The 24,389-nt window shown below is 48.8% G+C and carries 20 protein-coding genes and 1 other annotated feature; of the genes, 16 read left to right on the plus strand and 4 right to left on the minus strand.

Translation table 11 applies throughout. The features are described 5' to 3' along the window. The first annotated feature begins 16 nt into the window (after positions 1 to 16). The 9 genes from aroA to ACFSUF_RS10660 all read left to right on the plus strand — a co-directional run bounded on the left by aroA (position 17) and on the right by ACFSUF_RS10660 (position 9,331). Positions 17 to 1,312, plus strand: a complete 1,296-nt coding sequence (gene aroA / locus ACFSUF_RS10620; protein WP_377602711.1) for a 3-phosphoshikimate 1-carboxyvinyltransferase — start codon at positions 17 to 19, stop codon at positions 1,310 to 1,312. 128 nt (positions 1,313 to 1,440) lie between these two features. Continuing rightward, positions 1,441 to 2,151, plus strand: a complete 711-nt coding sequence (locus ACFSUF_RS10625; RefSeq protein ID WP_377602712.1) for a hypothetical protein — start codon at positions 1,441 to 1,443, stop codon at positions 2,149 to 2,151. Between the two features lie 181 nt (positions 2,152 to 2,332). Then, the gene (locus tag ACFSUF_RS10630) at positions 2,333 to 4,228 is read left to right on the plus strand and encodes a glucose PTS transporter subunit IIA (protein WP_377602714.1); all 1,896 of its coding nucleotides are present in this window, start codon (positions 2,333 to 2,335) and stop codon (positions 4,226 to 4,228) included. Next, positions 4,221 to 5,981, plus strand: a complete 1,761-nt coding sequence (ptsP, locus tag ACFSUF_RS10635) for a phosphoenolpyruvate--protein phosphotransferase (RefSeq protein WP_377602715.1) — start codon at positions 4,221 to 4,223, stop codon at positions 5,979 to 5,981. Before ACFSUF_RS10630 ends, ptsP begins: the two co-directional genes overlap by 8 nt. Continuing rightward, a complete protein-coding gene (locus ACFSUF_RS10640) occupies positions 5,962 to 6,498 on the plus strand; it encodes a type 1 glutamine amidotransferase domain-containing protein (RefSeq protein ID WP_377602716.1) in 537 nt (178 codons plus the stop codon). Before ptsP ends, ACFSUF_RS10640 begins: the two co-directional genes overlap by 20 nt. Positions 6,499 to 6,515: 17 nt before the next feature. Continuing rightward, positions 6,516 to 6,911 (plus strand): VanZ family protein, encoded by a 396-nt coding sequence (locus tag ACFSUF_RS10645; RefSeq protein WP_377602717.1) that lies wholly within the window; start codon positions 6,516 to 6,518, stop codon positions 6,909 to 6,911. A 117-nt stretch (positions 6,912 to 7,028) separates the two neighbouring features. Further along, on the plus strand, positions 7,029 to 7,436 hold the full coding sequence (locus ACFSUF_RS10650) for a hypothetical protein (protein WP_377602719.1): 408 nt from the start codon (positions 7,029 to 7,031) through the stop codon (positions 7,434 to 7,436). A gap of 98 nt (positions 7,437 to 7,534) precedes the next feature. Continuing rightward, entirely contained in the window at positions 7,535 to 8,539 is a 1,005-nt protein-coding gene (ccpA, locus tag ACFSUF_RS10655) for a catabolite control protein A (protein WP_377602720.1), read from the plus strand. A gap of 90 nt (positions 8,540 to 8,629) precedes the next feature. After that, positions 8,630 to 9,331, plus strand: coding sequence for a 5'-methylthioadenosine/adenosylhomocysteine nucleosidase (locus ACFSUF_RS10660; protein WP_377603152.1), 702 nt, complete (start codon positions 8,630 to 8,632; stop codon positions 9,329 to 9,331). 221 nt (positions 9,332 to 9,552) lie between these two features. Here the strand turns inward: ACFSUF_RS10660 and ACFSUF_RS10665 are convergent, their stop codons facing one another. Further along, positions 9,553 to 10,755: an acetoin utilization protein AcuC gene (locus ACFSUF_RS10665; protein ID WP_377602722.1), complete on the minus strand. Its 1,203-nt coding sequence runs from the start codon at positions 10,753 to 10,755 to the stop codon at positions 9,553 to 9,555. A gap of 39 nt (positions 10,756 to 10,794) precedes the next feature. Continuing rightward, positions 10,795 to 11,427 carry a GNAT family N-acetyltransferase gene (locus tag ACFSUF_RS10670; RefSeq protein ID WP_377602724.1) on the minus strand — a complete coding sequence of 211 codons (633 nt, stop codon included), beginning with the start codon at positions 11,425 to 11,427 and terminating at the stop codon, positions 10,795 to 10,797. A 234-nt stretch (positions 11,428 to 11,661) separates the two neighbouring features. Between ACFSUF_RS10670 and acsA the strand changes: the two genes are divergently transcribed. Then, positions 11,662 to 13,386 carry an acetate--CoA ligase gene (gene acsA / locus ACFSUF_RS10675; RefSeq protein ID WP_377602725.1) on the plus strand — a complete coding sequence of 575 codons (1,725 nt, stop codon included), beginning with the start codon at positions 11,662 to 11,664 and terminating at the stop codon, positions 13,384 to 13,386. A 64-nt stretch (positions 13,387 to 13,450) separates the two neighbouring features. Here acsA and ACFSUF_RS10680 read toward each other — a convergent pair whose 3' ends face one another. Further along, positions 13,451 to 16,603 (minus strand): transglycosylase domain-containing protein, encoded by a 3,153-nt coding sequence (locus ACFSUF_RS10680; RefSeq protein WP_377602727.1) that lies wholly within the window; start codon positions 16,601 to 16,603, stop codon positions 13,451 to 13,453. A gap of 137 nt (positions 16,604 to 16,740) precedes the next feature. Further along, positions 16,741 to 16,994: a binding site (T-box leader), on the plus strand. A gap of 51 nt (positions 16,995 to 17,045) precedes the next feature. On the opposite strand from ACFSUF_RS10680, the gene tyrS reads away from it, so the two are divergent. After that, entirely contained in the window at positions 17,046 to 18,299 is a 1,254-nt protein-coding gene (gene tyrS, locus ACFSUF_RS10685) for a tyrosine--tRNA ligase (RefSeq protein ID WP_377602729.1), read from the plus strand. Positions 18,300 to 18,354: 55 nt separating this feature from the next. On the opposite strand, the gene rpsD is transcribed toward tyrS, so the two are convergent. Then, positions 18,355 to 18,954 (minus strand): 30S ribosomal protein S4, encoded by a 600-nt coding sequence (gene rpsD / locus ACFSUF_RS10690; protein ID WP_377602731.1) that lies wholly within the window; start codon positions 18,952 to 18,954, stop codon positions 18,355 to 18,357. 427 nt (positions 18,955 to 19,381) lie between these two features. On the opposite strand from rpsD, the gene ACFSUF_RS10695 reads away from it, so the two are divergent. The 5 genes from ACFSUF_RS10695 to ACFSUF_RS10715 all read left to right on the plus strand — a co-directional run bounded on the left by ACFSUF_RS10695 (position 19,382) and on the right by ACFSUF_RS10715 (position 24,363). Continuing rightward, on the plus strand, positions 19,382 to 21,394 hold the full coding sequence (locus ACFSUF_RS10695; protein ID WP_377602733.1) for a sensor domain-containing diguanylate cyclase: 2,013 nt from the start codon (positions 19,382 to 19,384) through the stop codon (positions 21,392 to 21,394). A 113-nt stretch (positions 21,395 to 21,507) separates the two neighbouring features. Then, positions 21,508 to 22,356 (plus strand): hypothetical protein, encoded by an 849-nt coding sequence (locus ACFSUF_RS10700; RefSeq protein WP_377602734.1) that lies wholly within the window; start codon positions 21,508 to 21,510, stop codon positions 22,354 to 22,356. Positions 22,357 to 22,454: 98 nt separating this feature from the next. Further along, entirely contained in the window at positions 22,455 to 23,570 is a 1,116-nt protein-coding gene (locus tag ACFSUF_RS10705; RefSeq protein WP_377602735.1) for an aminopeptidase, read from the plus strand. Positions 23,571 to 23,666: 96 nt separating this feature from the next. After that, positions 23,667 to 23,909 carry an HPr family phosphocarrier protein gene (locus tag ACFSUF_RS10710; protein ID WP_377602737.1) on the plus strand — a complete coding sequence of 81 codons (243 nt, stop codon included), beginning with the start codon at positions 23,667 to 23,669 and terminating at the stop codon, positions 23,907 to 23,909. 157 nt (positions 23,910 to 24,066) lie between these two features. Beyond that, positions 24,067 to 24,363, plus strand: coding sequence for a DUF1507 family protein (locus ACFSUF_RS10715; RefSeq protein ID WP_377602739.1), 297 nt, complete (start codon positions 24,067 to 24,069; stop codon positions 24,361 to 24,363). Positions 24,364 to 24,389: the final 26 nt, after the last annotated feature.

The raw sequence follows: 24,389 nt of genomic DNA on the forward strand, positions 1-24,389 counted from the left end.
AAAAGAGGTAATTTTCATGGATGTTATAGTTAGACCTACGGCACGTTTAAGCGGTGAGATTCAAGCATTATCCTCTAAAAATTACACGACTCGATACCTGTTGGTCGCTGCATTGGCCGAAGGAACTTCAACAATATATTACCCAGCACACAGCGAAGATAGTGATGCCATGCGCCGTTGTATCCGTGATTTAGGGGCTGTAATTGAAGAAGACCAGGAGAAAATCGTGATCACCGGTTTTGGAAAAAAACCTTCTGATGTCAGAGAGTTGAACGTTGGCAATGCAGGAGCTGTGCTGCGATTCCTTATGTCTGTTGCAGCGCTAAGCCCTGAAATTAAATTCGTAAACACATATCCGGAATCTTTGGGGAAACGGCCGCATGACGATCTAATCGAGGCGCTGCAGCAGATGGGTGCCGAAGTGGAACATCAGTCCGGGAAATTACCGATCACCATACGGAAAAAGGCGTTTCAAGGCGGTAAAATTCGTGTGTCCGGCAGCGTAAGCTCCCAATATTTAAGCTCGCTTCTCTTCATTACGCCTCTACTGGAAGAAGATAGTGAAATTGAAGTTCTGCATGATCTGAAGTCCAAGGTTGTGGTGGGGCAGACACTTGAAGTGCTGGAACAGGCGGGCATTCATATTGAAGCGAGCAGCGATCTGATGCATTTCAAAATACCGGGCAGGCAGTCTTATCAAGCTAAAGAGTACACGGTTCAAGGAGATTACCCCGGATCGGCTGCCATTCTTGCGGCAGCGGCCGTAGTGGAATCTGACGTCACCGTCTATCGCTTGGAGGAACACAGCAAGCAAGGCGAGCGGGCCGTAGTGGATGTTCTTAAAGCTATGGGGGTGGATCTGACTCATCAAAATGGAGTGGTGCATGTACGCGGCGGCAAGCCTATGAAAGCAGGAGAATTTGACGGGGATGAGTTCACCGATGGGGTTTTGGCTATGGTTGCAGCCAGCGTGTTTGCCGAGGGAACTTCCCGATTTTATAATGTGGAAAATCTGCGGTATAAAGAGTGTGACCGGATTACGGATTATTTAAATGAGCTGCGTAAAGCGGGCGCGCGGGTAGAAGAACGCCAAAGCGAAATCATCGTACACGGGCGGCCTGAAGGAATTGAAGGCGGTGTGGAGATTAACGCTCATTTTGATCACAGGGTGATCATGTCGTTAACTGTTGCAGGACTTCGGGCTAAGCAGCCGATCCGAATTAAAGATGCGCAACATGTCGCAAAGTCATATCCGCAATATTTTGACCACCTGAAAGCATTGGGTGCGGATGTAGAATGGATCGAGCAGTAAAAATTCCCAATTGAGACGCTTCATAAAACAGCAACCCCCTAGAGAAAATAAAGAAGGCTTTATGAATCAGGTCGCCGCAGGCCGGTACCTTTCGTAAAGACTTCATTTCACTAGGGAGGCTACCACACATGAATCAATACCAAACTTCAAACTACCGCGGCAATCAACAAGGTCATGACTCTTACCTTCGTGCTGATTCGACACGTCCGTCCTCGTTCGCGGCAACGTCAGGTTATTCCCGGAGCTCGCAGTCATACCAGCCGACAGGATTTGTTCAATCGGCATTCAGCCAAAGAAAGCAATCCGGCGGTATGCAGATGATGTCTCAATTTGGCGGACAAAGCCAGTTTGGCGGACAAAGTCAATACGGACAATCTACAGGTAACTATTATGCGTCTAACTACCGCGGAAACCAGCAAGGTCATGACGCGTACCTTCGTGAGGATTACACTTCACCAAGAGCGAACATGACACAAAACTTCCACGCTTCCAATTACCGTGGAGACCAGCAAGGCCATGATGCCTACCTTCGTGAGGATTACACTTCTCCTCGCGCGAACATCACGCAAAATTTCCATGCTTCGAACTACCGTGGAGACCAAGCGGGCCATGATGCCTACCTTCGTGAAGACTATACTTCACCAAGAAACAACATAACTCAGAACTTCCACACAGCTTCCTACAAAGGTAACCAAGCTGGACACGATTCCTACCTAAGAGGGGATTCTTCCCAGCCTACAGGCATGGGCTTTGGCATGAGTTCATATCAGAATCAACAATCCCAGTACGGACAAAGCCAATATGGACAAAACCAATTCCAAAACCAGTATCAAGGGTAATTGGATAAACTAATTTGTATGCATTTTGCTGGCGGACCTTCGGGTCCGCTTTTTTGTTTTCCATGATCAGAATGATATAAATTTTTTCCGTAAGGCGACATCCGGTTCACATTGGGGACATAATCTTTTTGACAAAAGAGAGGGATAGGCTTTACCATCAGAAAGAGAGGAGGAGAAGCTCTTGAACGTTATGGGAAACTTGCAGCAATTCGGAAGATCGTTAATGATGCCAATGATTACTTTGCCTGCTGCAGCGATCCTTCTCAGACTTGCCGATTTGCCTTGGGAACGAATTGGATTAGGCTCTGTCGGACATACGCTGTTGATTTCCGGGGAACAGATATTTAATTATCTGCCGTTCATCTTCGCTGTGGGGGTAGCTCACGGCTTAACGAAAAATTCGAGTATTGCGGCGATGTCTGCCTTAATCGGATACTTTATTTTTCTACAGATTACGAAAGAATATATTGGGGATTCATTCCATCTGGGGATTTCAGGCGGAATCATGATCGGAGTTATGGCTGCTTTATCCTACCACCGCTTTAAGGATATTAAGCTTCCGGAATATATTCAATTTTTCGGCGGCCCCCGATTTGTCCCTTTATTTATGTGCTTTGCGACGATTGTTCTATCCGCATTGTTTGTATGGGTCGGCCCTTCGCTGGAAGCGGGGTTAATCAGCACTGGAACCTGGCTTACCGGCCTGGGGGGATTCGGCGCATTTCTCTACGGGGTAGCTCACAGGCTGCTTGTGCCGTGGGGCCTGCACCACATCATAAATAATTTTATGTGGTTTCAAGTGGGAACCTTTCAGGGAGCAGACGGGCAGACGGCTATCGGGGATTTGCCCAGATTTTTTGCGGGTGACCCTACAGCCGGTATTTATATGGCGGGGCTTTATCCGACCATGATGTTTGCTCTTCCTGCCATCGCGCTTGCGATTATTCAGGAAGCCAGGGAAGACCTGAAACCGAAAGTCAAGATCACGTTTCTGACCGCAGCGTTGACGTCCTTTTTGACCGGGGTTACGGAACCGATTGAATTCGCTTTCTTGTTTGTTGCTCCTTATTTATTCATAGTTCATGCTATTCTTTCCGGGCTTTCTATGTGGATTGCGTATGCCCTCGATATTCATCACGGTTTTTCGTTCTCCGGAGGGGCGATCGAATATCTGTTGAATCTGCACCTCGCTCATAACGGCCTTCTAATCATTCCCATCGGTCTGGTGTACGGTCTCGTGTATTATCATATGTTCCGGTGGGCGATACGCAAGTTCGACATTCCTACCCCCGGTAGGGAGGAAGGCTCTCATTTAGAAGAATGGGCAGGCGATATCCGTTATAGATCACCCCTTATACTGCAGGCGCTGGGGGGCAAAAGCAACCTGGTTCAGATCGAAGCTTGCATTACCCGCTTGAGGCTTACAGTGAATAATGACAAGCTTGTGGATATGAATTCTTTGCGCCATTTGGGTGCTGCAGGTGTCATGCGTCTTGGCGGGGGAAATGTACAAGTGGTTTTCGGCACGTTCTCCGAACTGATCCGCGAAGAGATTATGCGGGTGATGCAGAAGGACGATGACCGCGTTCAGTTCCAGGCTCCGCTTCAAGGCCGGATGATTCCTCTTTCCGAGGTGCCTGACCAGATCTTTGCCAAAAAGATTGTTGGTGACGGTGTAGCTTTTATACCTGAGAAAGGCGAACTGGTGGCGCCGGTTTCAGGGCGAATCGCTCATGTCTATCCGTCCATGCATGCGCTGGGGATTGTTACACCGGAAGGGCTGGAAGTACTTCTTCATATCGGCATTGATACTTCCCATATCAAAGGAAAGATGTTCACTGCTTATATTAAAGAAGGGGATGAAGTTGAGGCGGGTCAGCTGTTGATCCGGTTCGATCTTCAAAAGTTAAAGAAAGAGAGCTCTTCCACTGTAACCCCGATGGTCATTACCAACTCAGATAAAGTGAAATCGTGGAGCTTCGCTCCGTTTAAAGCTGTGAAAAAGGGTCAATCGGCTGTGATGTCGGTTGTCCTTACAGATAAAGAAAGCAAGGATGGAGAGAGAAACCATGGTTAAGGGAATAGGAGCCGCGGCGGGAATTGCGATCGGCAAAGCGTTTGTGCTGCCTACCTGGGAGTGGGATATGCCGGACGAGATGATCGATGTAACGGATCTCGCTAAGGAATTTGAAAGGCTGTATGAGGGAATTCGTACCTCCAAGGATGAAATTGAATATATCAAGAAGGAAATTTCAGATGTCGTCGGTTATGAGGAATCCAATATTTTTGACGCTCATTTGGCCATACTCGACGATCCCGTTTTTATGAATGAAATTCAAGGTATCATTCAACGCCAGTACAAGGCGGCGGAAGTAGCCGTGAAAGAAGTCATCGATAAATTTGTGAATATGTTCGATCTGCTTGACGATGAGTACATGAAAGAACGCGCATTGGATATCAAAGATGTCGGTAACCGGCTGTTAAAGCATCTGATCGGTTCCCCTGAAGTTACACTGCCTGCAGACAATCAGCCGTTTATACTTGTCGCGAAAGAGGTGTCTCCGTCCCAGCTGGCCCACTTAAATCCGAACCATGTACTGGGAATCGTTACGATGTTGGGCGGAAATACCTCGCATTCGGCTATTATGGCCAGGGCGCTCGGTATTCCTTTGGTTTCAGGTTTGGAAGGGAAGCTCCGGGATCCCATCGCCACAGGAGACGTTCTGATTATCGACGGCGAAGAGGGAACGGTTTATATTAATCCGGAAGACGAATTGACGGAAACCTACACACTCCGCCGCAATCGTATGCTGGCCGCCGCTGACCGTCTGCAGCATTTATCTTCAGTGCCATCTCTTACGAACGACGGCTTCCCGGTACAGCTGGAAGCTAATATCTCTTCAGTCAAAGAGCTGGAACTGGTTCTGAAGAACGGAGCTGACGGGATCGGATTGTTCCGGACCGAACTGTTGTACATGGACAGGGCACAGCTTCCTTCCGAGGAAGAACAGTTTACGGTGTACCAGGAAGTGGTACAGCGGATGGGCAGCCGTCCTTGTATCATCCGTACGCTCGACATCGGAGGAGATAAGCAGCTTGATTATTTTGCGATGCCGGAGGAAGACAACCCGTTTCTAGGATACAGGGCGATCCGTATCTGCCTCGATCAGACGGATTTATTCCGTACCCAGCTTCGAGCCATTTTGAGGGCAAGCGCCTTCGGAAACGCCAAGATTATGTATCCTATGATAGCAAGCGTGGAGGAAGTGCGTGATGCGAGCAGGATTTTGGAGAGCGTAAAGGAAGAACTTCGTTCCGAAGGAATCCCCTTTAACGCAGACATTCCGGTAGGTATTATGATTGAAGTGCCGGCTGCCGCTCAAATCGCTGACGTCCTGGCGGAGGAAGTGGATTTCTTCAGTATCGGCACGAACGATCTCGTACAGTATGTGCTAGCGGTAGACCGGATGAACGAAAAAATCGCCCATCTCTATAACCCCTACCACCCAGCCATACTCCGATTACTTCATTCCACGGTCAAGGCGGCCAAAGCCAAAGGCATACCGGTAGGGGTCTGCGGCGAAATGGCAGGGGACATTCGTGCCCTGCCGATCTGGCTGGGGTTAGGCGTCCAGGAGTTGAGCATGTCGGTCCAGTCGGTGCTGAAAGTGAAGGAACAGCTCATCTCGCAGCATAAGGAAAGCTGCCGGCAATTGTTCGAAGGCTTGTTGCAATGCAGGTCGACAGCGGAGATTCAATCGCTTTTGCAGGACTATTCACTAACTAAGAAAGAACGGGAGGAAACGGACTATGGAGTTGAAAGGCTATAAAGTGCTAGCGTTTGTTGACGAGGAGTTTGAAGATTTGGAAATGTGGTATCCGGTGCTGAGGCTGCAAGAGGCCGGCGCTCAGGTTGACTTGGCCGGACCTCAGTCCGGCAGGGTATATCATGGGAAGTACGGTGTCCCTTTAACGACAGGCTATTCTTTTGAAGAACTGAAGTCGGATGATTACATTGGCCTTTATGTACCGGGGGGCTGGGCGCCTGATAAGCTTCGCCGCTATGCGGATGTGATCCGGTTGACCCAGGAATTTCACCGCGACGAGAAGCCTATAGCTCATATTTGTCATGCAGGCTGGGTTTTGGCATCTGCGAAAATATGCAAAGGGTATACAATGACTTCTACGCCGGGAATTAAGGACGATCTCGAAAATGCGGGAGCCATTTGGGTTGACCAGGAAGTTGTCGTAGACCGCAACATCGTTTCAGGCAGACGGCCGCCCGATCTGCCTGCATTCACCAAGGCATTTGTCGATGTCCTTGCGCAAAAACTGAACAATAACTAGATTGGGAGTTGTACTTTATGAAGCCGTCCTACCGTTGGATACCGGCCATCCTGTGGATGGCTCTTATTTTTTATGCGTCTTCCAGAACCGGAGATGAACTGAATACGCTGCTGCCGTTCTTTCACAGGTTTTTCCCCAAGATGGAGAGCTTCGATTGGGGGCATTTTATCGCATATTTCGGACTTGCGCTTACCTATCTGTTCGCATTTCCTCCGGCCCGCAGAACAACGGGCGTTAAAGCAGCGGTCGTGGTGATGTGCCTGCTCTACGGAATAACGGATGAATACCACCAGTCTTTCGTCGGTAACCGTACACCGGACCCCGCGGACCTTCGCAATGATACGATCGGAGCGGCGTTGGCGATGCTTTTCGTCTCCATTCCGGCGGTCGGTAAAAGATGGAATAAGCTTTGATATTGCTAAAATGTTCTAGCTCAGCCCTTGCAGGATTTATGTTTCGTCAGGTCGAAGTAGATACGAATCATCGCCTGTTTTTAATTTCTTGCATACATAATAAGGGGTGGATAGGGTTTGCATAAACCTTGCACATGCGGACAAAAGCTGGCCGTGAAGCTGCGGACCGTAATATATACGGGAAAAGTAGAGATTGAGAATGTTCCGATTTACTCATGCGACTTATGTAAACACAGTGAAGTGCTGCAGGATGTCAAAGAGGACTTGAAGCAGCTTATTGCCGGACTCGGCGGGAAACCAGGGAAGCAGACGCTGCGTTTTAATGAGATGAATGAGCTTGCAGACATTATTTATTCTGTTTCTGAGAAAGAGACGCTGCAGATATCTGTGAAGAGGATTATAGAAGAACGGATTAATCAACTGCTCGATCTTCTGCTTGTGGCTCAGTCCGCAGGAGATGAAGAATGGGCGGATGAAATCCGCAGCCGATTATCCCAAATTAGCAAGCATACCGTGCAAAAATGAAAATGAAAAGGTGTTTTCATTGCGTATTGCCTTTTTTTGTCGTATCATAATTACAACATGTTTGTACGATAAAAATTAACGTAATGGAGAGAACTACTGTGACCGTAACCATTTATGATGTAGCAAGAGAAGCCGGAGTATCCATGGCCACGGTTTCCAGGGTTGTGAACAATAACCCTAATGTGAAACCACAGACACGCAAGAAAGTGTTCGAAGCGATCGAACGTCTGGGCTACCGCCCGAATGCCGTAGCACGCGGATTGGCAAGCAAGAAGACAACTACCGTAGGGGTTGTCATTCCTGATATATCCAACCAGATTTTCGCTGAAGTTGCCCGCGGTATCGAAGACATTGCGAATATGTATCACTACAACATCATTCTTTGTAATGCGGACAAGCGTAAAGAGAAAGAAATCCGTGTAATCAACACCCTGCTGGAGAAGCAGGTGGACGGGCTGCTGTTTATGGGCGGAACGGTAACGGAAGAGCATGTACAAGCATTCCGCACCGCTTCCGTTCCCATTGTACTGTGCGCTACGACGGACGAGCAGGAAGCTATTCCTTCCGTGGATATCAACCACGAAGATGCGGCATATGATGCCGTAACCAACTTGATCCAGAACGGCCACAAGCGGATTGCAATGATCAGCGGACCGCTTCAGGATCAATCCAACGGCTATGCGCGTTACCAGGGATATGTCCGTGCACTGGAAGAAGCGGGCATCTCCTTAAATGAGGATTATGTACGTATTGGAAACTACCGTTACGAATCCGGAGTGGATATGATGAAGTACTTCCTGGAACTGTCTGAGCGACCAACGGCCGTATTCGGTGCAACGGACGAGATGGCTATCGGGGCCATTCATGCGATCCAGGACGCCGGATTGAAAGTGCCTGAAGATCTTTCCGTCATCAGTGTGGATAATATCCGAATGGCCTCCATGGTTCGTCCGCAGTTGACCACTGTGGCTCAGCCGATGTACGATATCGGTGCGGTTTCCATGCGTCTGCTGACGAAGCTGATGAAGAAAGAGCCGGTGGATAACGCACGCGTTATTCTTCCGCACGAAATTATCAAGCGCGAATCCGTAGCTCAGGTGTAGCATAGCCACGAAGTTCTTAAGATAAGGAAGCGGGGGGCCCTCTATTAGGGGGGTTCCCTTTTGATTTCAAGACGAAGGGAAGCGACGGGAATGTCTTATAACAAAATCGGGTTGATCGGAGCCATGGATGAAGAGATCCGGCTGATGCTGAACCAGCTGTCCGGACAGGAGCAGACGGTGAAAGCGGGCATCGTGTTTTATGAAGGCGATCTGGATGGAAAAAGGATTGTTCTGTGCAAATCGGGAGTAGGAAAAGTGAATGCGGCTGTCTGCACCCAATTGCTGATTGACACGTTTGACGTAGATACGGTCCTGTTTACCGGGGTTGCTGGTGCGGTGGATCCTTCTCTCAATATTGGAGATATCGTAATTTCGACCGCCTGCATCCAGCATGATATGGATGTCACCGCGTTAGGATTCGAGAGGGGGGTTATTCCTTATGCAGCAACTTCCACGTTTGAAGCTGACCCGGGATTAATCCGTCTAGCGGAAGAGGCCTGCAGTGCTATGACGGAGGGACGCTCGGTAAAAGGGATCGTTCTCTCCGGAGATCAATTTGTGGCCAGCCGCGAGAAGGTGAAGGAGCTATTTGAGACGATGCAGGGCGCATGTACTGAAATGGAGGGTGCTGCCGTCGCGCAAGTGTGCGTGATGAACGAGGTTCCCTTCGTAATTATCCGTTCGATGTCCGACAAGGCGGACGGATCCGCTCATGTGAATTTTGCTGAATTTACAGTAAAAGCATCGGAACAATCCCATCTCATCGTAGAACGTATGATCAAGCAATTGTAGGAAGGGTTCCGATGACAGAACTCAACAGCTTTCCGTTACAAGCGGAGAGCTTTTTTTGTACCTATTAGTGATGATTTGCAAGGTGGAAACAGTGCAGAGGGCCATCCCGACCTGCATACCTTACTTGGCGGAAAGCAATTAAGGCAAGTGTACGAAGCAGCTAATCGTATGTCCAGGATCTATTCCAACAAAGATTAGGGATAAAGGCCGCAGTTTCACCTTTATCCCGCATCCCGCGGCGGCAAATATAATGCCGCCAGATCCCGCACCCGCCGATTTCGTTCAGCAATCTCGGCGCGCCGGGGCATCGGCTCCCAGCTGGACGCATCGTCCAGCCAGGTTGCCGGCATCGGCTCCGGGCTGCGCGGGCCCCACTCAGCCAGCCATTCGGCCGGCAGGGGCAGCAGCCCGTCGGCTGCAATGGCTGCGCCGAGCGGATGGCCGCTCATCTCCAGCCAGAGCAAGCTCCAGGCGCGGGGAACGACGCGCCAGATGTCATAGCCTCCGCCGCCGAGAGCGACCCAGCGGCCCTCGCAGTGCTGATGCGCCAGCCTGTGAATGATGGCCGGCATTCGCGCATAAATCTCCATACTGCAATGGATATGGGATAAAGGATCGTAGGCGTGGGCATCGCAACCATGCTGGCTGATGATTAAGTCCGGCTTGAAGGCATCGGCAACCCTGCTTAACGTATCCTCAAAGCACTCCAGCCAGGAAGCATCCTCTGTATAAGGCTCCATCGGGAGATTATAATTGTAACCGAACCCAAGCCCGTCCCCGCGCTCCTCCACGCCTCCAGTGCCCGGGAATAAGTACTTGCCGGTCTCGTGAATCGAGAAGGTGCACACTTGCGGGTCCGTATAAAAAGTCCATTGGACCCCGTCTCCGTGATGGACATCCGTATCAATATACAATATGCGGGCGTCATATTTCTTGCGAATGGCCGCAATCGCGATAGAGGCATCGTTGTAAATACAGAAACCGGCTCCCTTAGCGGAAAATGCATGATGCAATCCGCCTGCCAAATGCAGCGTATGCTGCGCTTGTCCCGACATGACGAGTTCAGCAGCTGCAATTGAGCCTCCGGCAACACGTGCTGTAATATCATGCATCCGGGAAAAATAGGGGGTATCATCCGAAGTTAATCCGAACTTTTCCGCTTTGGCGAGCCACTCGGATCCGGGTTGGTCCCCGCTCAGCGCCTTCACCGCTTCGATGTATTCCCGGCTGTGCACAAGCGCGATTTCCTCATCATCGGCCAGATCCGGCTGCACTAAGGCTTCCGCAGGCAAGGCCCCGCTCTTCCGGAGCAGGTCGCATGTCAGCACCAGCCGCTGCTGGTTAAACGGATGCTCTGCATTGAATCGGTAATCAACTTCTTCTTCATGAAAAATAAACTTCGCATTACCATCCACAGCTTTCATTCCCCTCCAAACGATAAGGTGTAAGTAAAGCAGTAAGATTTAATACATAAAACGCTGCTGAAACCGGATCCGGTCAAACTGCTCGACGGAGGCTAACGGTACTTTTTTGCCGACACGAACCATAAGACAGTTAGCGGGGTGTGAACAAATTTCAGGATCATCCGTAGCGAACCACACCATGCCTGCCGATTCCATGAGCTTCTCCATCATTTTGCGGTAATCCCAGACGTTCATCTTCGCCCCTTCCAAATCCCAATGCCAGTAATATTCCGTTGTAAAGACGATGAAGTTTTCTAACTGCTCCTCCCGGAAAGCCAGCCGGATCATCCTCTTGCCAAGCCCCAACGAGCGGAAAGGCTTTGCTACTTCTATAGCACCAAGCTCAATCAAATCAACCATATTCCCTTGGGACCAGCGTTCCATCTCGTCCGGATAATGAAACGTTACATAACCGACAATAACGCCGCCCGCAACGGTTACAATCATTCTTCCTTCCGGTAAGCCCGCAATCTCGATTAGAGCTTCATGCTGTTCTATAGGCCTGCGGAAAGCGTTCAATCCTTCATGCATGGTTAACGTGCGCAAGTAATCAGGCGTGACAGGTCCTTCAATGAGCAAAATATCACCGTTGCGCTCGAGGGTTTCCGAAGAGTATATTTTCTTGATATCCATGAAGTCCGCTCCTTTCGCACCTAGTTTACTTATAACATTAAAGTAGGGGGATGAAAAGGTAGGCGCCTGTTAAAGTGATATGCTATAATGGAAATTGGCCAAATATTCTCAATTTTTCAGTCGATACTCAAGTCTATGTAAGCGCTCACGAAAAGCAGTTCAACTTAGTAAGGCAGGTAAAAGTTTCATTCATGCAACTGTTACAGGCACTAAATTGCTTTGGGAGGTCTGACTATGGAAAACGCACAAGGAGAAATTGTACCTGTTACAACCCAATCCTCAAATCTCGGAGACTATGACGAGGCTCGGGCGGGATTTCATTGGGAGCAGGTTGAACGCCACTTTTCTTGGCACGAGACAGGGAAGGTCAATATCGCATATGAAGCGATCGACCGCCATACGAAAGGCCCTAAGAAGAACAAAACAGCGCTGATTTACAGCGATCCGCAGCGGGAAGAGAAGTATACGTTTGAGGAAATGCGCAAGGCTTCCAACCGTTTCGCAAATGTCCTGCGGGACTTGGGCATTAAGAAAGGCGACCGGCTGTTTATTTTTATGCCTAGAACGCCTGAGCTGTACTTTTGTTTGTTAGGGGCACTGAAAATCGGAGCCATCGTCGGCCCGCTGTTTGAAGCCTTTATGGAGACTGCGGTCAAAGACCGGCTGGAAGATGCGGGCGCTATCGCCATAGTGACAACTCCGGCTTTGGCTGGCCGGGTACGGAAAGAAAGCCTGCCGGAACTCAAGCATATTATTCTTGTCGGGGCAGGCGAGGAGAATCCGGAAGGAGCCGTTGATTATTATCAGGCAGTAGAGAACGCCTCTGACGAAGCCGAGATCGAGTGGCTGAGCAGGGAAGACGGTATGCTGCTGCACTATACATCGGGATCTACCGGCAAACCTAAGGGCGTATATCATGTACATAATGCAATGATTCAGCACTATTATACAGGCAAAATCGTTCTTGATCTGCAGGAGGACGATGTGTATTGGTGTACGGCTGATCCGGGCTGGGTAACAGGAACCTCTTACGGCATTTTTGCCCCGTGGCTTAACGGCGCGACGAATGTCATTCGTGGCGGCAGGTTCTCTCCCCAGGACTGGTATCAGACCATAGCCAACTATAAAGTTACCGTCTGGTACAGCGCGCCGACCGCCTTCCGTATGCTGATGGGGGCCGGTGACGACGTAGCCAAGCAATTCGATTTATCTTCTCTGCGGCATGTGTTAAGTGTAGGCGAGCCGCTGAACCCTGAGGTTGTGCGCTGGGGTATTAAAGTGTATGACCGCCGTATCCACGATACTTGGTGGATGACGGAAACGGGTGGACAACTGATCTGTAACTATCCTTCCATGCCGATCAAGCCGGGGTCTATGGGCCGGCCGATCCCCGGAGTGGAAGCCGCCATTATTGACGATGCGGGGCAGATTCTGCCGCCGTACCGTATGGGGAACCTGGCTATCCGTACCCCGTGGCCGTCTATGATGCGGCAAGTTTGGAACAATCCTTCGAAGTATGAAGAATATTTCCGCTTGCAAGGCTGGTACGTTTCAGGTGATTCCGCTTATTGCGACGAAGACGGGTATTTCTGGTTCCAGGGCCGCATCGACGATGTCATTAACACGTCAGGTGAACGGGTAGGTCCGTTTGAGGTCGAAAGCAAGCTGGTCGAGCATCCTGCCGTCGCGGAAGCCGGTGTCATCGGCAAGCCGGATCCGATGCGCGGTGAAGTGATTAAAGCTTTCATTTCATTGAGGGAAGGGTACGAACCTTCTGAAGAATTGAAAGCGGAGATTTCCAAGTTCGTGAAGATTGGCTTATCGGCTCATGCAGCACCTCGTGAAATTGAGTTCAGGGATAAGCTTCCGAAAACCCGGAGCGGAAAGATCATGCGGCGCGTTCTAAAGGCCTGGGAGCTGAATCTCCCTACAGGCGATTTATCTACCATTGAGGATTAGTAAGAGCACTTATCGAAGTTTATAGTTTAACAAAAGACCCCCGTTCTCTTGAACGGGGGTTCTGTCATTCCTGGTAAGAAACATGATCGCTGGGCTCCGATTCGCCTCGATTGTTTACAGCCGTTACTCGGTAGTAACCGGTAAGAGAAGGAGCAATGTAGTCATATTGGGCGTCCCTGACAGTGTCAAGGAGCTCATAAGAGCCTCCAGACGCAGCGCTGTAATAAATATGGTATGAGGTGATATCCTGATCTGAAGGGTTAGCAATCCATTCCAAATGGATGCCTGCTCCAGACCTGGATACATTCAATCCTTGCGGCGTAGCAGGGACTGGCACTGTCTGCTCCTCCTCAGCATTCGTAATACCCAGCGGTGAAGTGCTATCCGGATCCGCCGGTTCCTGCTCGGGTTCTACGGGTGTCTGCGGACTGCTTCCTATAGACACATTGGAGCTTGGAACCGACTCGTTACCGGCAACATCTACAGCGGTAACATAGTATTCATAGTTATTCTTACCGGAAATGTAATCTACGAACTTCAGCTCATCCCCAGTGAATACGACCTTGCCGCTCATTCTACCGAAGGAGCCGCCGTTTACTGCACGATACAGGCGATAGCCGACGACATCGCCGCTTCCGCTTGGTCCGAAAGCTATCTTGACCGTTCCTGCCGGCCTTGTCAGATTAAGAGAGCTTGGCGGGGTGGGCGCCCGGCCTTCGTCTTTTCTTGGATCCAGGGTTGTCGGTGCGTCATTGCCGCTGTCCAGTGGACGGAATGTTTCCAGCGGCTTTCGGCTGTCTTCCGGCATTTTGGACTGAGCGGATTCAATTTCATCTAGAAGCTCTTGTATCGGTTTTTCCCTCTTGACTACCATTTTTTCTTGAATAAAGTCTTCGGGAGTTCCTTTTTGAGCGATATAATTGATTCCGTTATAAGTGATAAAACGTTCGTTCACCAGAACATCGTCTTCCGCCGTCGGGATATTCTTCCGGTTGAACAAGTCCGTCACCAGGTGATTTGTCTGTTTTACCAGTGCAGTAGGCAGTTTCCCGGAAACATCGGAAACGGTCATCCTAATGATGCCGTCAGGTTGTTTAAAATCCTTTGTCGGGAATAGCTCCGGTTTCTTCTCAACAGCCATATCCATTACTTTGGCCCAAATTTTCTTGGCCCGGTTCCGCCCTTCTTTGGTTAAAGTGTTTTTCTGCCTCTCATACCCGGCCCACACGCCTAAAGTAATATCAGGGCTGTACCCCATAAACCATACGTCGCCATAGTTTTGAGTAGAGCCTGTTTTGCCTACAATAGGTATTTTTCCGTAATGTTTGAAGTCTCTCTTCATGGAAACTCCGGTACCTTTCGGATCCGTTATTACGGTATGCAGCATATCAGTCATAAGAAAAGCGGACTGCTCTGATACAACACGGATGGGTGTTGTTTGATGCTGAAAAATCACCTTGCCGTAGGCATCTTCGATTTTGCGTATCATGTAAGCATCGGTAAATTCACCTTTATTGGCAATAGCTGAATATGCATTCGTAAGTTCCTCGACTGTGACGCCATAGGAAAGACCTCCGATAACACCCGTTTGGTGATCATTGTCCTCCTCAGTTAAAGTAGTGATGCCAACGCTTCTGGCAAATTCCCACGCATTCTTGATGCCAACATCATAAAGGAACAATTTCAGGGCAGGGAGGTTTAACGACTCGTTCAATGCTTTTCGGGCCGTGACCAGTCCCTGGTATTTATGGTTCCAGTTCTGGGGAATATGGAATCCTTTCTGGTAATCTTTCATGATGATCGGTGCATCGTCAATCACAGAAGCGGGTTGGATGGAACCTTTCTCGATGGCAGGCAGATAAGCTGCAATTGGTTTCATGGTGGAACCCGGCTGGCGGATCATCTGCGTAGCATAATTCATCTGTTCAAGTTCGAAGCTGCGGCCCTCAATCATCCCCAGGATGGCGCCGTCTTTATTATTCAGCATCACGGCTGCTGTCTGCTCGACCCCTTTGGTCTTGGAATCGCCGGTGAAGTTTTTCGGGTTTGCAGCGATTTCACGCATACCGTCATACAGGCTCTTGTCGATCGTTGTGTATACTTTATAGCCTCCGCGAAGCAAATGGACTCTGGCATCCTCAATCTCATCCGCGTATTCAGATTTATTGATCTCTTCCGGGGTCAGCTTCGGATCCTGCAGCAGCAACAGCTGTTTCGCTGCCTGACGTTCTGCCTCCAGCATCAGATAGGGATAGGTTGCATAAGCTTTCTTAACCTGCGGGGCCAGGGATTTCTTGATATCAAAACTCATGGCTTGCGAATATTGTTGTTCCGTGATTTTGGCGTCTTGGCGCATTTCGGTCAGAACCCGCTGCATCCGGTTCACCGCTTTATTGAATCCTTCCGCGTCGAAATCGCCCTTCCCGTTGAAAGCGGAATACGTGCTCGGGAGCTGCGGCAGGCCTACCAAGTAGGCGGACTGTGCAAGATTCAGCTGATGCAAATCGTCGATATTGAAAATACCCTTGGCTGCCGCTTTAATGCCATACAGGTTGTAACCGCTGGACCCGTTGCCAAAAGGCACTTTGTTTAAATAAGCTACAAGAATTTCCTGTTTGCTCATATATCGCTCGAGGCGCAGGGATAGGAAAATCTCTTTCAGTTTACGGTCCTCGGTCTTGTCAAGGCTCAAAAACACGCGGCGGGCCAGCTGTTGCGTGACCGTACTTCCGCCGGTCTGGTTTTCTTCATGAAGCAGCTTCTGTTTCACTGCCCTTGCCGTCCCGTTTACCGAGATGCCCGGATGTTCAAAAAAATCTTTATCTTCAATTGAAGTGAGCGCGTCGATCAGCTGGGCCGGGATATCCTTCCATTGGACCAGCCTGCGGTCTTCTTCGGTACGAAGCTGGCCGATGACCGTATCATCGTTAAAATAAACAAAGCCGGTGACCGCGTTCTCCATCATCTTCTCCTGAATCAGTTGCTTGGAGCGGATCGGGTCGTCTTTCACCACGGCGGTAACATATCCGTACACGGCTCCTCCTGCGCATAGAGCGCTCAGCAGACCTGCAATAAATATCCACTTAATAGTAATGAGTATTGCAAAAGCGAACCTCCGCCATTTGCTGCGGGCCGGCTTTTGCTGCTTGGCCTGCGGTTCATCCGTCTGCTCGGCAAGGTGTGGTACCTGGTCTTTCGGATCTTTCGAGTTCGACATCGTTAAAAATCCCCCTTATGTACAGCAATATTATAGCATAAAGGAAAAAAGTAGCATAGAATAGCCGCATGCCCGCAGGTGCTCAAGGTTGACTTGTCGAAACAAGGTATGGTACTTTTATAAAAACTGCAAATCAGATGAAAGCTGTGATGGACTGCAGTAGAACAGTCAACCTAGTTGAAGAGAGCCGGTGGAGGGTGCGAACCGGTACAGGCGCTGATTCGAATTACCGTCCTGAGCTGAACGGAGGAACTTGCCTGTTTCCCTTGCGGGAACAGTTATCAGTAGTCCGGATCCGGAGAATCCGTTATCGTTGAATGAGTGGAAGATGAAGCCGATGGCTTGTCTTCAAGTAGGGTGGTACCGCGAGATAAACCTTCTCGTCCCTTGTGGGATGGAAGGTTTTTTTGTGTTATATTTTGCTTATTTGGAGGAATTTGTGATGAAGTGGGAAGAATTGAGCGCATCTCAGCGTGAGGAAGTGGAACGCCAGTTAAGTATTATCCGAAGAGGAGTCGTTGAGATCGTTCCAGAGGAAGAACTTGTGCAAAAGCTAATGAAATCTGTAGCAACGGGGAAGCCGATGAAGGTAAAGCTTGGCTTGGATCCTTCCGCACCCGACATTCATGTTGGCCATACAGTGGTTCTTCATAAGCTGCGCCAGTTTCAGGAGCTGGGACATCAAATTCAACTGATTATCGGAGACTTTACAGGAAGAATCGGGGATCCGACAGGGAAATCGGAAACGCGGAAGCAGCTTACGGAAGAAGACGTAATGCGCAATGCGGAAACTTATAAAAAGCAAATTTATAAAATACTGGACAGTGAAAAAACGCAGGTATTCTATAATTCCAAGTGGTTAAGTCCGTTGACGTTTGCAGATGTAGTAGGATTGAGCGCCAAAGTTACGGTAGCCCGCATGCTTGAAAGAGACGATTTCACCAAAAGATATACAACAGGACAGCCGATTTCCATCCACGAGTTTTTCTATCCGTTAATGCAGGGATATGATTCGGTTGCGCTTGAGAGCGATGTGGAACTCGGAGGAACCGACCAGAAATTCAATCTTTTAATGGGCCGGACACTGCAAAAGGAATATGGAAAGACGACACAGGCGGCTATAACGCTCCCTTTGCTTGAGGGTCTGGACGGCGTCAACAAGATGAGTAAAAGCTTAGGGAATTACATCGGAATCGATGAGCAGCCGAATGAAATTTACGGTAAAGCCATGTCGGTTCCGGACGAGCTCATGCTGAAATATTATGAGTTGGCCACGGATATTACTAATGAAGATCTGACTGCATTGAAAGACGGACTGACTGACGGCACCGTTCATCCGCGGGACGCCAAAATGAAGCTGGCTCACACGCTAGTTCGCATGTACCAAGGGATAGAAGAGGCTGACAGCGCGGAGACTCATTTCAAAACCGTTTTTCAGCAGAGGTCGCTCCCACAGGATATTGAAGAGGCGGTTCTGCCAGCATCAGAACTGGATAACGGCACAATTAAGCTGATCAAACTTCTCGTAACCCTCGGCTTGCAGAGCTCTAACGCGGAAGCAAAGCGCAGCATTCAACAGGGCGCCGTGAAGATCAATGAAGTGAAGCAGGAAGATCCGAACGGGGAAGTTGCTCTTCAAGACGGCGATGTAATCCAAGTCGGCAAGCGTAAGTTCGCGCGTATCAAGTTAACTTAATCGATAAGTACAAAAAAATCCCTCCGGAGACCGGAGGGATTCTTCATAATTAAGATTAACGGCTGTAGAACTCGACGATTTGCTTCTCGTCAATTTCTTGAGGAAGCTCAGCACGCTCTGGCAAACGGATGAATTTACCTTCGAACGAACCTTCGTTGAATTCAAGGTATTGAGGAAGGAAGTTACGGTTAGCCAATGCTTCTTTCACGGAAGAAAGAGCTTTGCTTCTTTCACGAAGGGAGATAACATCTCCAGTGGATACCAGGTAAGAAGCGATATCTACTTTCTTGCCGTTTACAGTTACGTGTCCGTGGGAAACCAATTGGCGCGCTCCTGCACGGGAGTTAGCGAAACCAAGACGGTATACCAGGTTGTCCAGACGACTTTCAAGAAGCGTCATGAAGTTTTCACCGGCGATACCTTTCATCTTAGTAGCTCTGTCATACAGATTGCGGAATTGTTTCTCATTCAAACCGTACATGTGGCGAAGCTTCTGCTTCTCAGCCAACTGCAGGCCGTAGCCGCTTACTTTCTTGCGTTGTCCAGGACCGTGCTGGCCCGGAGGGAAAGGACGCTTCAATTCTTTGCCAGTGCCGCTCAGGGAAATTCCAAGGCGACGGCTTAATTTAAACTTAGGACCGGTATAACGAGACATGTATAGTTGACTCCTTTGTGATTGTGGATTGGTGCTAGTGTAATGGGGTTCCCGTGCCAAGCTTTGTTTATGTCCGTAATCGAACCTGACAAGCATGTTCAGCCGCAGTCCTGTCAGCAACAAAGATTGTGAGGGTTCACACATTAGGCTCCCGATACGCTAATCATCTACAAATTTTATAAGAAAAAAGGGTACTGTGTCAAGTCCAATATGAAAACGTGTGAAAGAAACTAAAAGTGTTTAAATATAAGTCTAAAGAACTAATCTTAAAGAACTAGTTATTTTAGCTGAACGGCGATATAATTAGTGCAAGACGATATGAAAAATAGTATGATAGGATTATATAATAGAAATTATTGGATGTTTTGACGGATATGCACATGGTGCCTAATGATTTCATAATTGATCGGATGCAGAGGAGTTTCAGATGAAAGAAAATCTCCCAGAGTTGCAGGAAGATACCCGTTCCCGTATCCCGGATCGTACATCAGTCAGCATGGTTGGCAATAATGCAGCTGCAGATGCGGCTTCTTTGACGCTTTCTTCGATCGTAACTGTTTCTGCTTCACGTGAGGAGGCAGCAGTGGAGGCTTTTTCAGCTTGGGCAATAAGATCGGCTCTTCTGCCGGGATCTTATCCGGGGATTCTTTTTCTGACTGATAAGGATGGACTGGTGAATGCGCGTTGGGAGCACGGGAGTCACAGCGAACTAGAAAGGCTGACTTTAACGGGAACGGACTGGAAGGGACTTGGTCATAATGCGGTATCACAATGTTTAACTACGCGCAGAGGAGCGGTCTGCACTGCTAAGGAGCATACTGACGGGGAACTTGCAGGGATAGTCACCCTTGCCGTACCGGTTAAGTTGTTCGATGGAATGGAAACATGGAGCCTCGGATTCGCCGGTTTGGATGAGGCAGCAGCCGGCCAGCTTTTATGGCTTCAGTGCTGCGGCGAAGCTATAGAAACAGCAGCAGCGCTTTCGTGTGAACGCTGTAAAAATCAGATTCTCTCTGCGGAAAAAGAACAGTCTCAACGGGAATCGGACTTAAGGGAGGAGCTGTTTCGGACAGCCCAGAAAATGCACACGAAGATTGACGTCGAGTCCGTGTTATCCGAGCTGATCGCGATTTGTGAGAAAGTATTCCCCGAGGCAAAAGCGGATTTATATTTATCTCAGGATAACGGGAGCAATCAGCCTAAAGTTCAGCCTCTTGTTTTTAATGCTGAGATGGATATCCGCACACGCGCATTTATGGAAGGGCAGCTGATCCGTGAAACTGTGGAGACCCCTTTGGGAGCTTATTGTACTGTAGCGGCTCCTCTGATCGGCAAACAGGGCGTATATGGCGTGCTTCAGCTTACCTGCCATGAAGATGGTGTGACTTCAAGCCATTTACATTTCATTTCGCTGCTTGCTTCTACAGCAGGCAATGCTTTTGAGAACGCTAAACTTTATGAGCAGTCCAACTTGCTGATCAGCGAACTGCGCCTTATTAATGAAATTACGAAAAGGCTGAATCAAAGTTTGAAGCTGAATGATATCTTCGAGTTTGCTACCAATGAACTCATTGAAATTTTCGGGGCGGAATTCTGTTGTATCCTGCAGCTGGACAAGCAGACGGATAAACTGGTAGTTCAAGCGAGCAATCTTCATACGATGAATAACGCGCTTTTTTCTAAAGACTACGGATACTCGGGCATTGTGTTCGCCACTAAAGAACCGGTGATCGTTTCCGATTATATGTACCATTCGGACCGGATGACATCTCAGCTAATGGAAATTACGTCTTCCAGGTCTCTGATCGGCGCACCGATCATTGTTAACGATGAGGTCATCGGAACCATCCTGGTAACCCACCGTCTGGCGAATTTTTTCTCATACGAGAATTATAAATTACTTCAGGTGCTCTCCGGCCATATCGGACTTGCGATGACCAATGCCTCGCTGCATGCGGAGGTTCGCCGCCGGGTCATCACTGATAATTTAACCGGCTTATATGCACGCCATTATTTGGACGAGCAGGTAAACCTTCAGCAGAAGCAGGATTTCTGCGGCTCTCTTATTCTGGTGGATATCGATTTCTTCAAACGTGTGAATGATACGTTCGGCCATCAGGTTGGGGATGAAATTCTGATTCAGGTGGCAGCCATTATCAAGACCAGTATCCGGGATACGGACATTGCGGCCCGTTGGGGCGGAGAAGAGCTGGCAGTTTACCTTCCGCAGGTCACCATTGAACAGACGATCCGGATAGCCGAAAGGATCCGCTCTAGAGTAGCTCGGGAGACGAAACCGAGAGTGACCGTCTCATGCGGCATTTCCGAATGGAGCTGGGAAGACGATAAGATTAGCGTAGAAGCCCTGTTCTATAAGGCTGATATGGCTTTATACGAAGCGAAACATCAAGGAAAGAATCAGATCCGTATCCGGAACTAATCCGTTTTGGAGAGCAAGAACCCCCGTCCTGTGACGGGGGTTTTTGCTGTGATGATACGAATAAGATCAACTCCTTCTTCAAACAGTAATGGAAGAGAAGGAGTGTGTACCTTATGAAACTGGAGCATATGTCATGGTGCGGACGGTTAACGCGTCTCGTGCTTGTGTTCGGGGTAACAACGACGATTACATCATGTACGATCCAATCGGAAAATCCTGATAAATTGCTGGAGCTTTCCATTACCGGTTTATCCGGCAAAGACCGGTTCACCTTTGTAGGACAGTCCAGTGTCATGCATTCCGGTGTCCTTCTATCAAGCACGCCAGTCTATGAAGGCAGGCTGGAGGGGCACACTAAGCTCTACGTGAAATCAGCGGATCCCGGCGCTGGCCAAAAGGGCAAGGGAATCGGGATGTTTAGCCCAACTCCCGTTTTGTATAAAAAGAATAAAGACAACAGGTGGGTAGCTGCAAGCGATAAGCAGGCCGCCGGCCTTCCGGAGCAATGGAATCCGCTTGCCGTCATGGAGCACTTAAATCAGACCAGAAAACAAGTGACCATAGACCGCCGGCAGTCTAATGCCAAGGTGACAGTACTAAATATAATACCGGAACAAGGTGAGGTAAAGCAGCGAATCCAATCGGAACTAAAGCGGCAATTTACGGCCTATGATCTGGCTAAGCGGGAAACGGAGATCAACGAAAGCAAGCTCTCTTCACGCGAAAAAAAACAGCTGCTGCAAAAGGTTCGGGCTGCCTATACCATGGAAAAAACCAAGTTCACGGAGATGCTGAAAACGCTGCAGGTGCAAAGCCATTACACGCTGGTATTGGACCGGAGAAACCATCTTCCGCGCGAATTTTTGATCCAAGATGAATTGTCGTACACTGACCGTGGCGCAAAGCAAACAGAAGAGAACATGTCACGATATGAGTTTAGTAACTTCGACCCGTCGTTTTAGACGGCTGGACTCCCCTTAGGGCCATGTACATGGTACAATAGGATACTGAAAGATTCCGGCTAAAGTCGGGAAGCCACTTGAAGGAGGACAATTCTAGAATGAGAGACCCAAGAATAAAACAGCTGGCCAAAAACTTGGTCGGTTATTCCATTGATGTACAGCCCGGAGAGAATGTTCTGATCGAAATGTACGGACAGGACCGGGAATTGGTGAAAAGTTTGGTGGAGGAAGTATACGCCAAAGGCGGCAATCCGTTTGTAGAGGTAATCGACCGTTCCGTACAGCGCATAATGCTAAAAGGCGCTTCTCAGTCATTAATTGAACAATGGTCGGAACACGATTTGAACCGCATGAAGAATATGCAGGGCTATATCGGGATCCGGGCCTACGATAACGTGAACGACATGTCCGATGTACCAGAGAAGCAAATGAACCTATACGAATCACTTTACAGAAAACCGGTACATAGTGAACAGCGAGTAAAGCATACGAAATGGGTTGTGCTGCGGTTCCCGAACAATTCGATGGCGCAGCTGGCAAACATGAGTACAGAGGCGTTTGAGGACTTCTATTTCGATGTATGTAATTTGGATTATGGTAAAATGGACCTTGCTCAAGACCCGCTTGCGGATTTAATGAGACGTACGGACAAAGTCAGAATTGTTTCCCCTGGCACCGACTTGACCTTTTCCATCAAGAACATCGGCGCTGAAAAATGCTCCGGACAGCGTAACATACCTGATGGGGAAGTGTTTAGTGCTCCAGTGCGCGATTCCGTAAACGGAACTATCGCTTATAACTCGCCTTCCGTTTATAACGGAGTGACGTTTGAAAATATCAAATTCCGCTTTGAAAACGGAAAAATTGTAGAAGCAACGAGCAATGATACGAAGCGTATTAACGAAATCCTGGATATGGATGAAGGCGCCCGTTATATCGGAGAGTTCGCAATCGGGTTCAATCCATACATTATGAAGCCGATGAACGATATTCTATTCGATGAGAAAATTGCGGGAAGCCTTCACTTTACACCCGGACAGGCGTACGAGGAAACCGATAACGGAAACCGTTCTGCGGTACATTGGGATCTGGTGCTGATCCAGCGTCCTGAATACGGCGGGGGAGAGATCTATTTTGACGATGTGCTGATCCGTAAAGACGGCCGTTTCGTCATCCCGGAATTAGAACCGTTGAACCCGGAGAACCTGAAATAAAACATGCTTTTTCTCCCTTGCGCAAAAGTGGGAAATCAAGGTATCATAAGAAAGTAAAAGGTTTGGAACCGAATACATGTTGACGGAGGGATTTCTATGTCTTCAAACGCGGCAATCGTGGAACTTTCACAAACAGCAAGCAAATTCACATCATCTATCGTTCTTCAATATGAGAATAAGTATATTGATGTGAAAAGTCTGCTTGGCCTGTACACGACTTTAGTGGGCAACCATACCTATGAGCTGCATGTTCACGGCCCGGATGAAGCCGAAGCCCGTAAGGCAATGGCGGAAGCTTTTGCTAAGCATAACTTGAATGTGACTATTGTCGGTGAATAATTCACCTGAAACAGGAGGAGGACCGCCTATTTGGCGGTCTTTCTTCATTTCTGCGGTGATTTGTCCGAGTGATCCGTTTTGTCCTTGTGCTATCCCCTGTTTTCGTCTAATATAGAACCATATAGATGCTGGTTTAGGCGTGCAGGGGGGAAGTCATATGTCTTCGTCGGATTGGAATCCGCAGTTGAGTGATAAAGCTTATCATCTTCTGACGGAAGATGCGAATAAAATAGAGAAGCTGATTGAAGTCCAGATGCAGAACCTCACTACAAGGCAATGTCCTTTGTATGAGGAAGTGCTGGATACGCAGATGTACGGCTTTTCGCGTGAAGTGGATTTCGCCGTGAGGATCGGCTTGGTTGAAGAAGCTGCAGGCAAGATGATCGTTAGTAAATTAGAGCGCAATTTAGCGCAGTTATATGAGGCTTTGGAGAGCAAGGCAAGATCCATTTAAACGAAGACCCCCCCAGGCTTTGCCTG

The sequence above is a fragment of the Paenibacillus gansuensis genome, from assembly GCF_042684925.1.
GTDB lineage: Bacteria > Bacillota > Bacilli > Paenibacillales > DY6 > Paenibacillus_N > Paenibacillus_N gansuensis.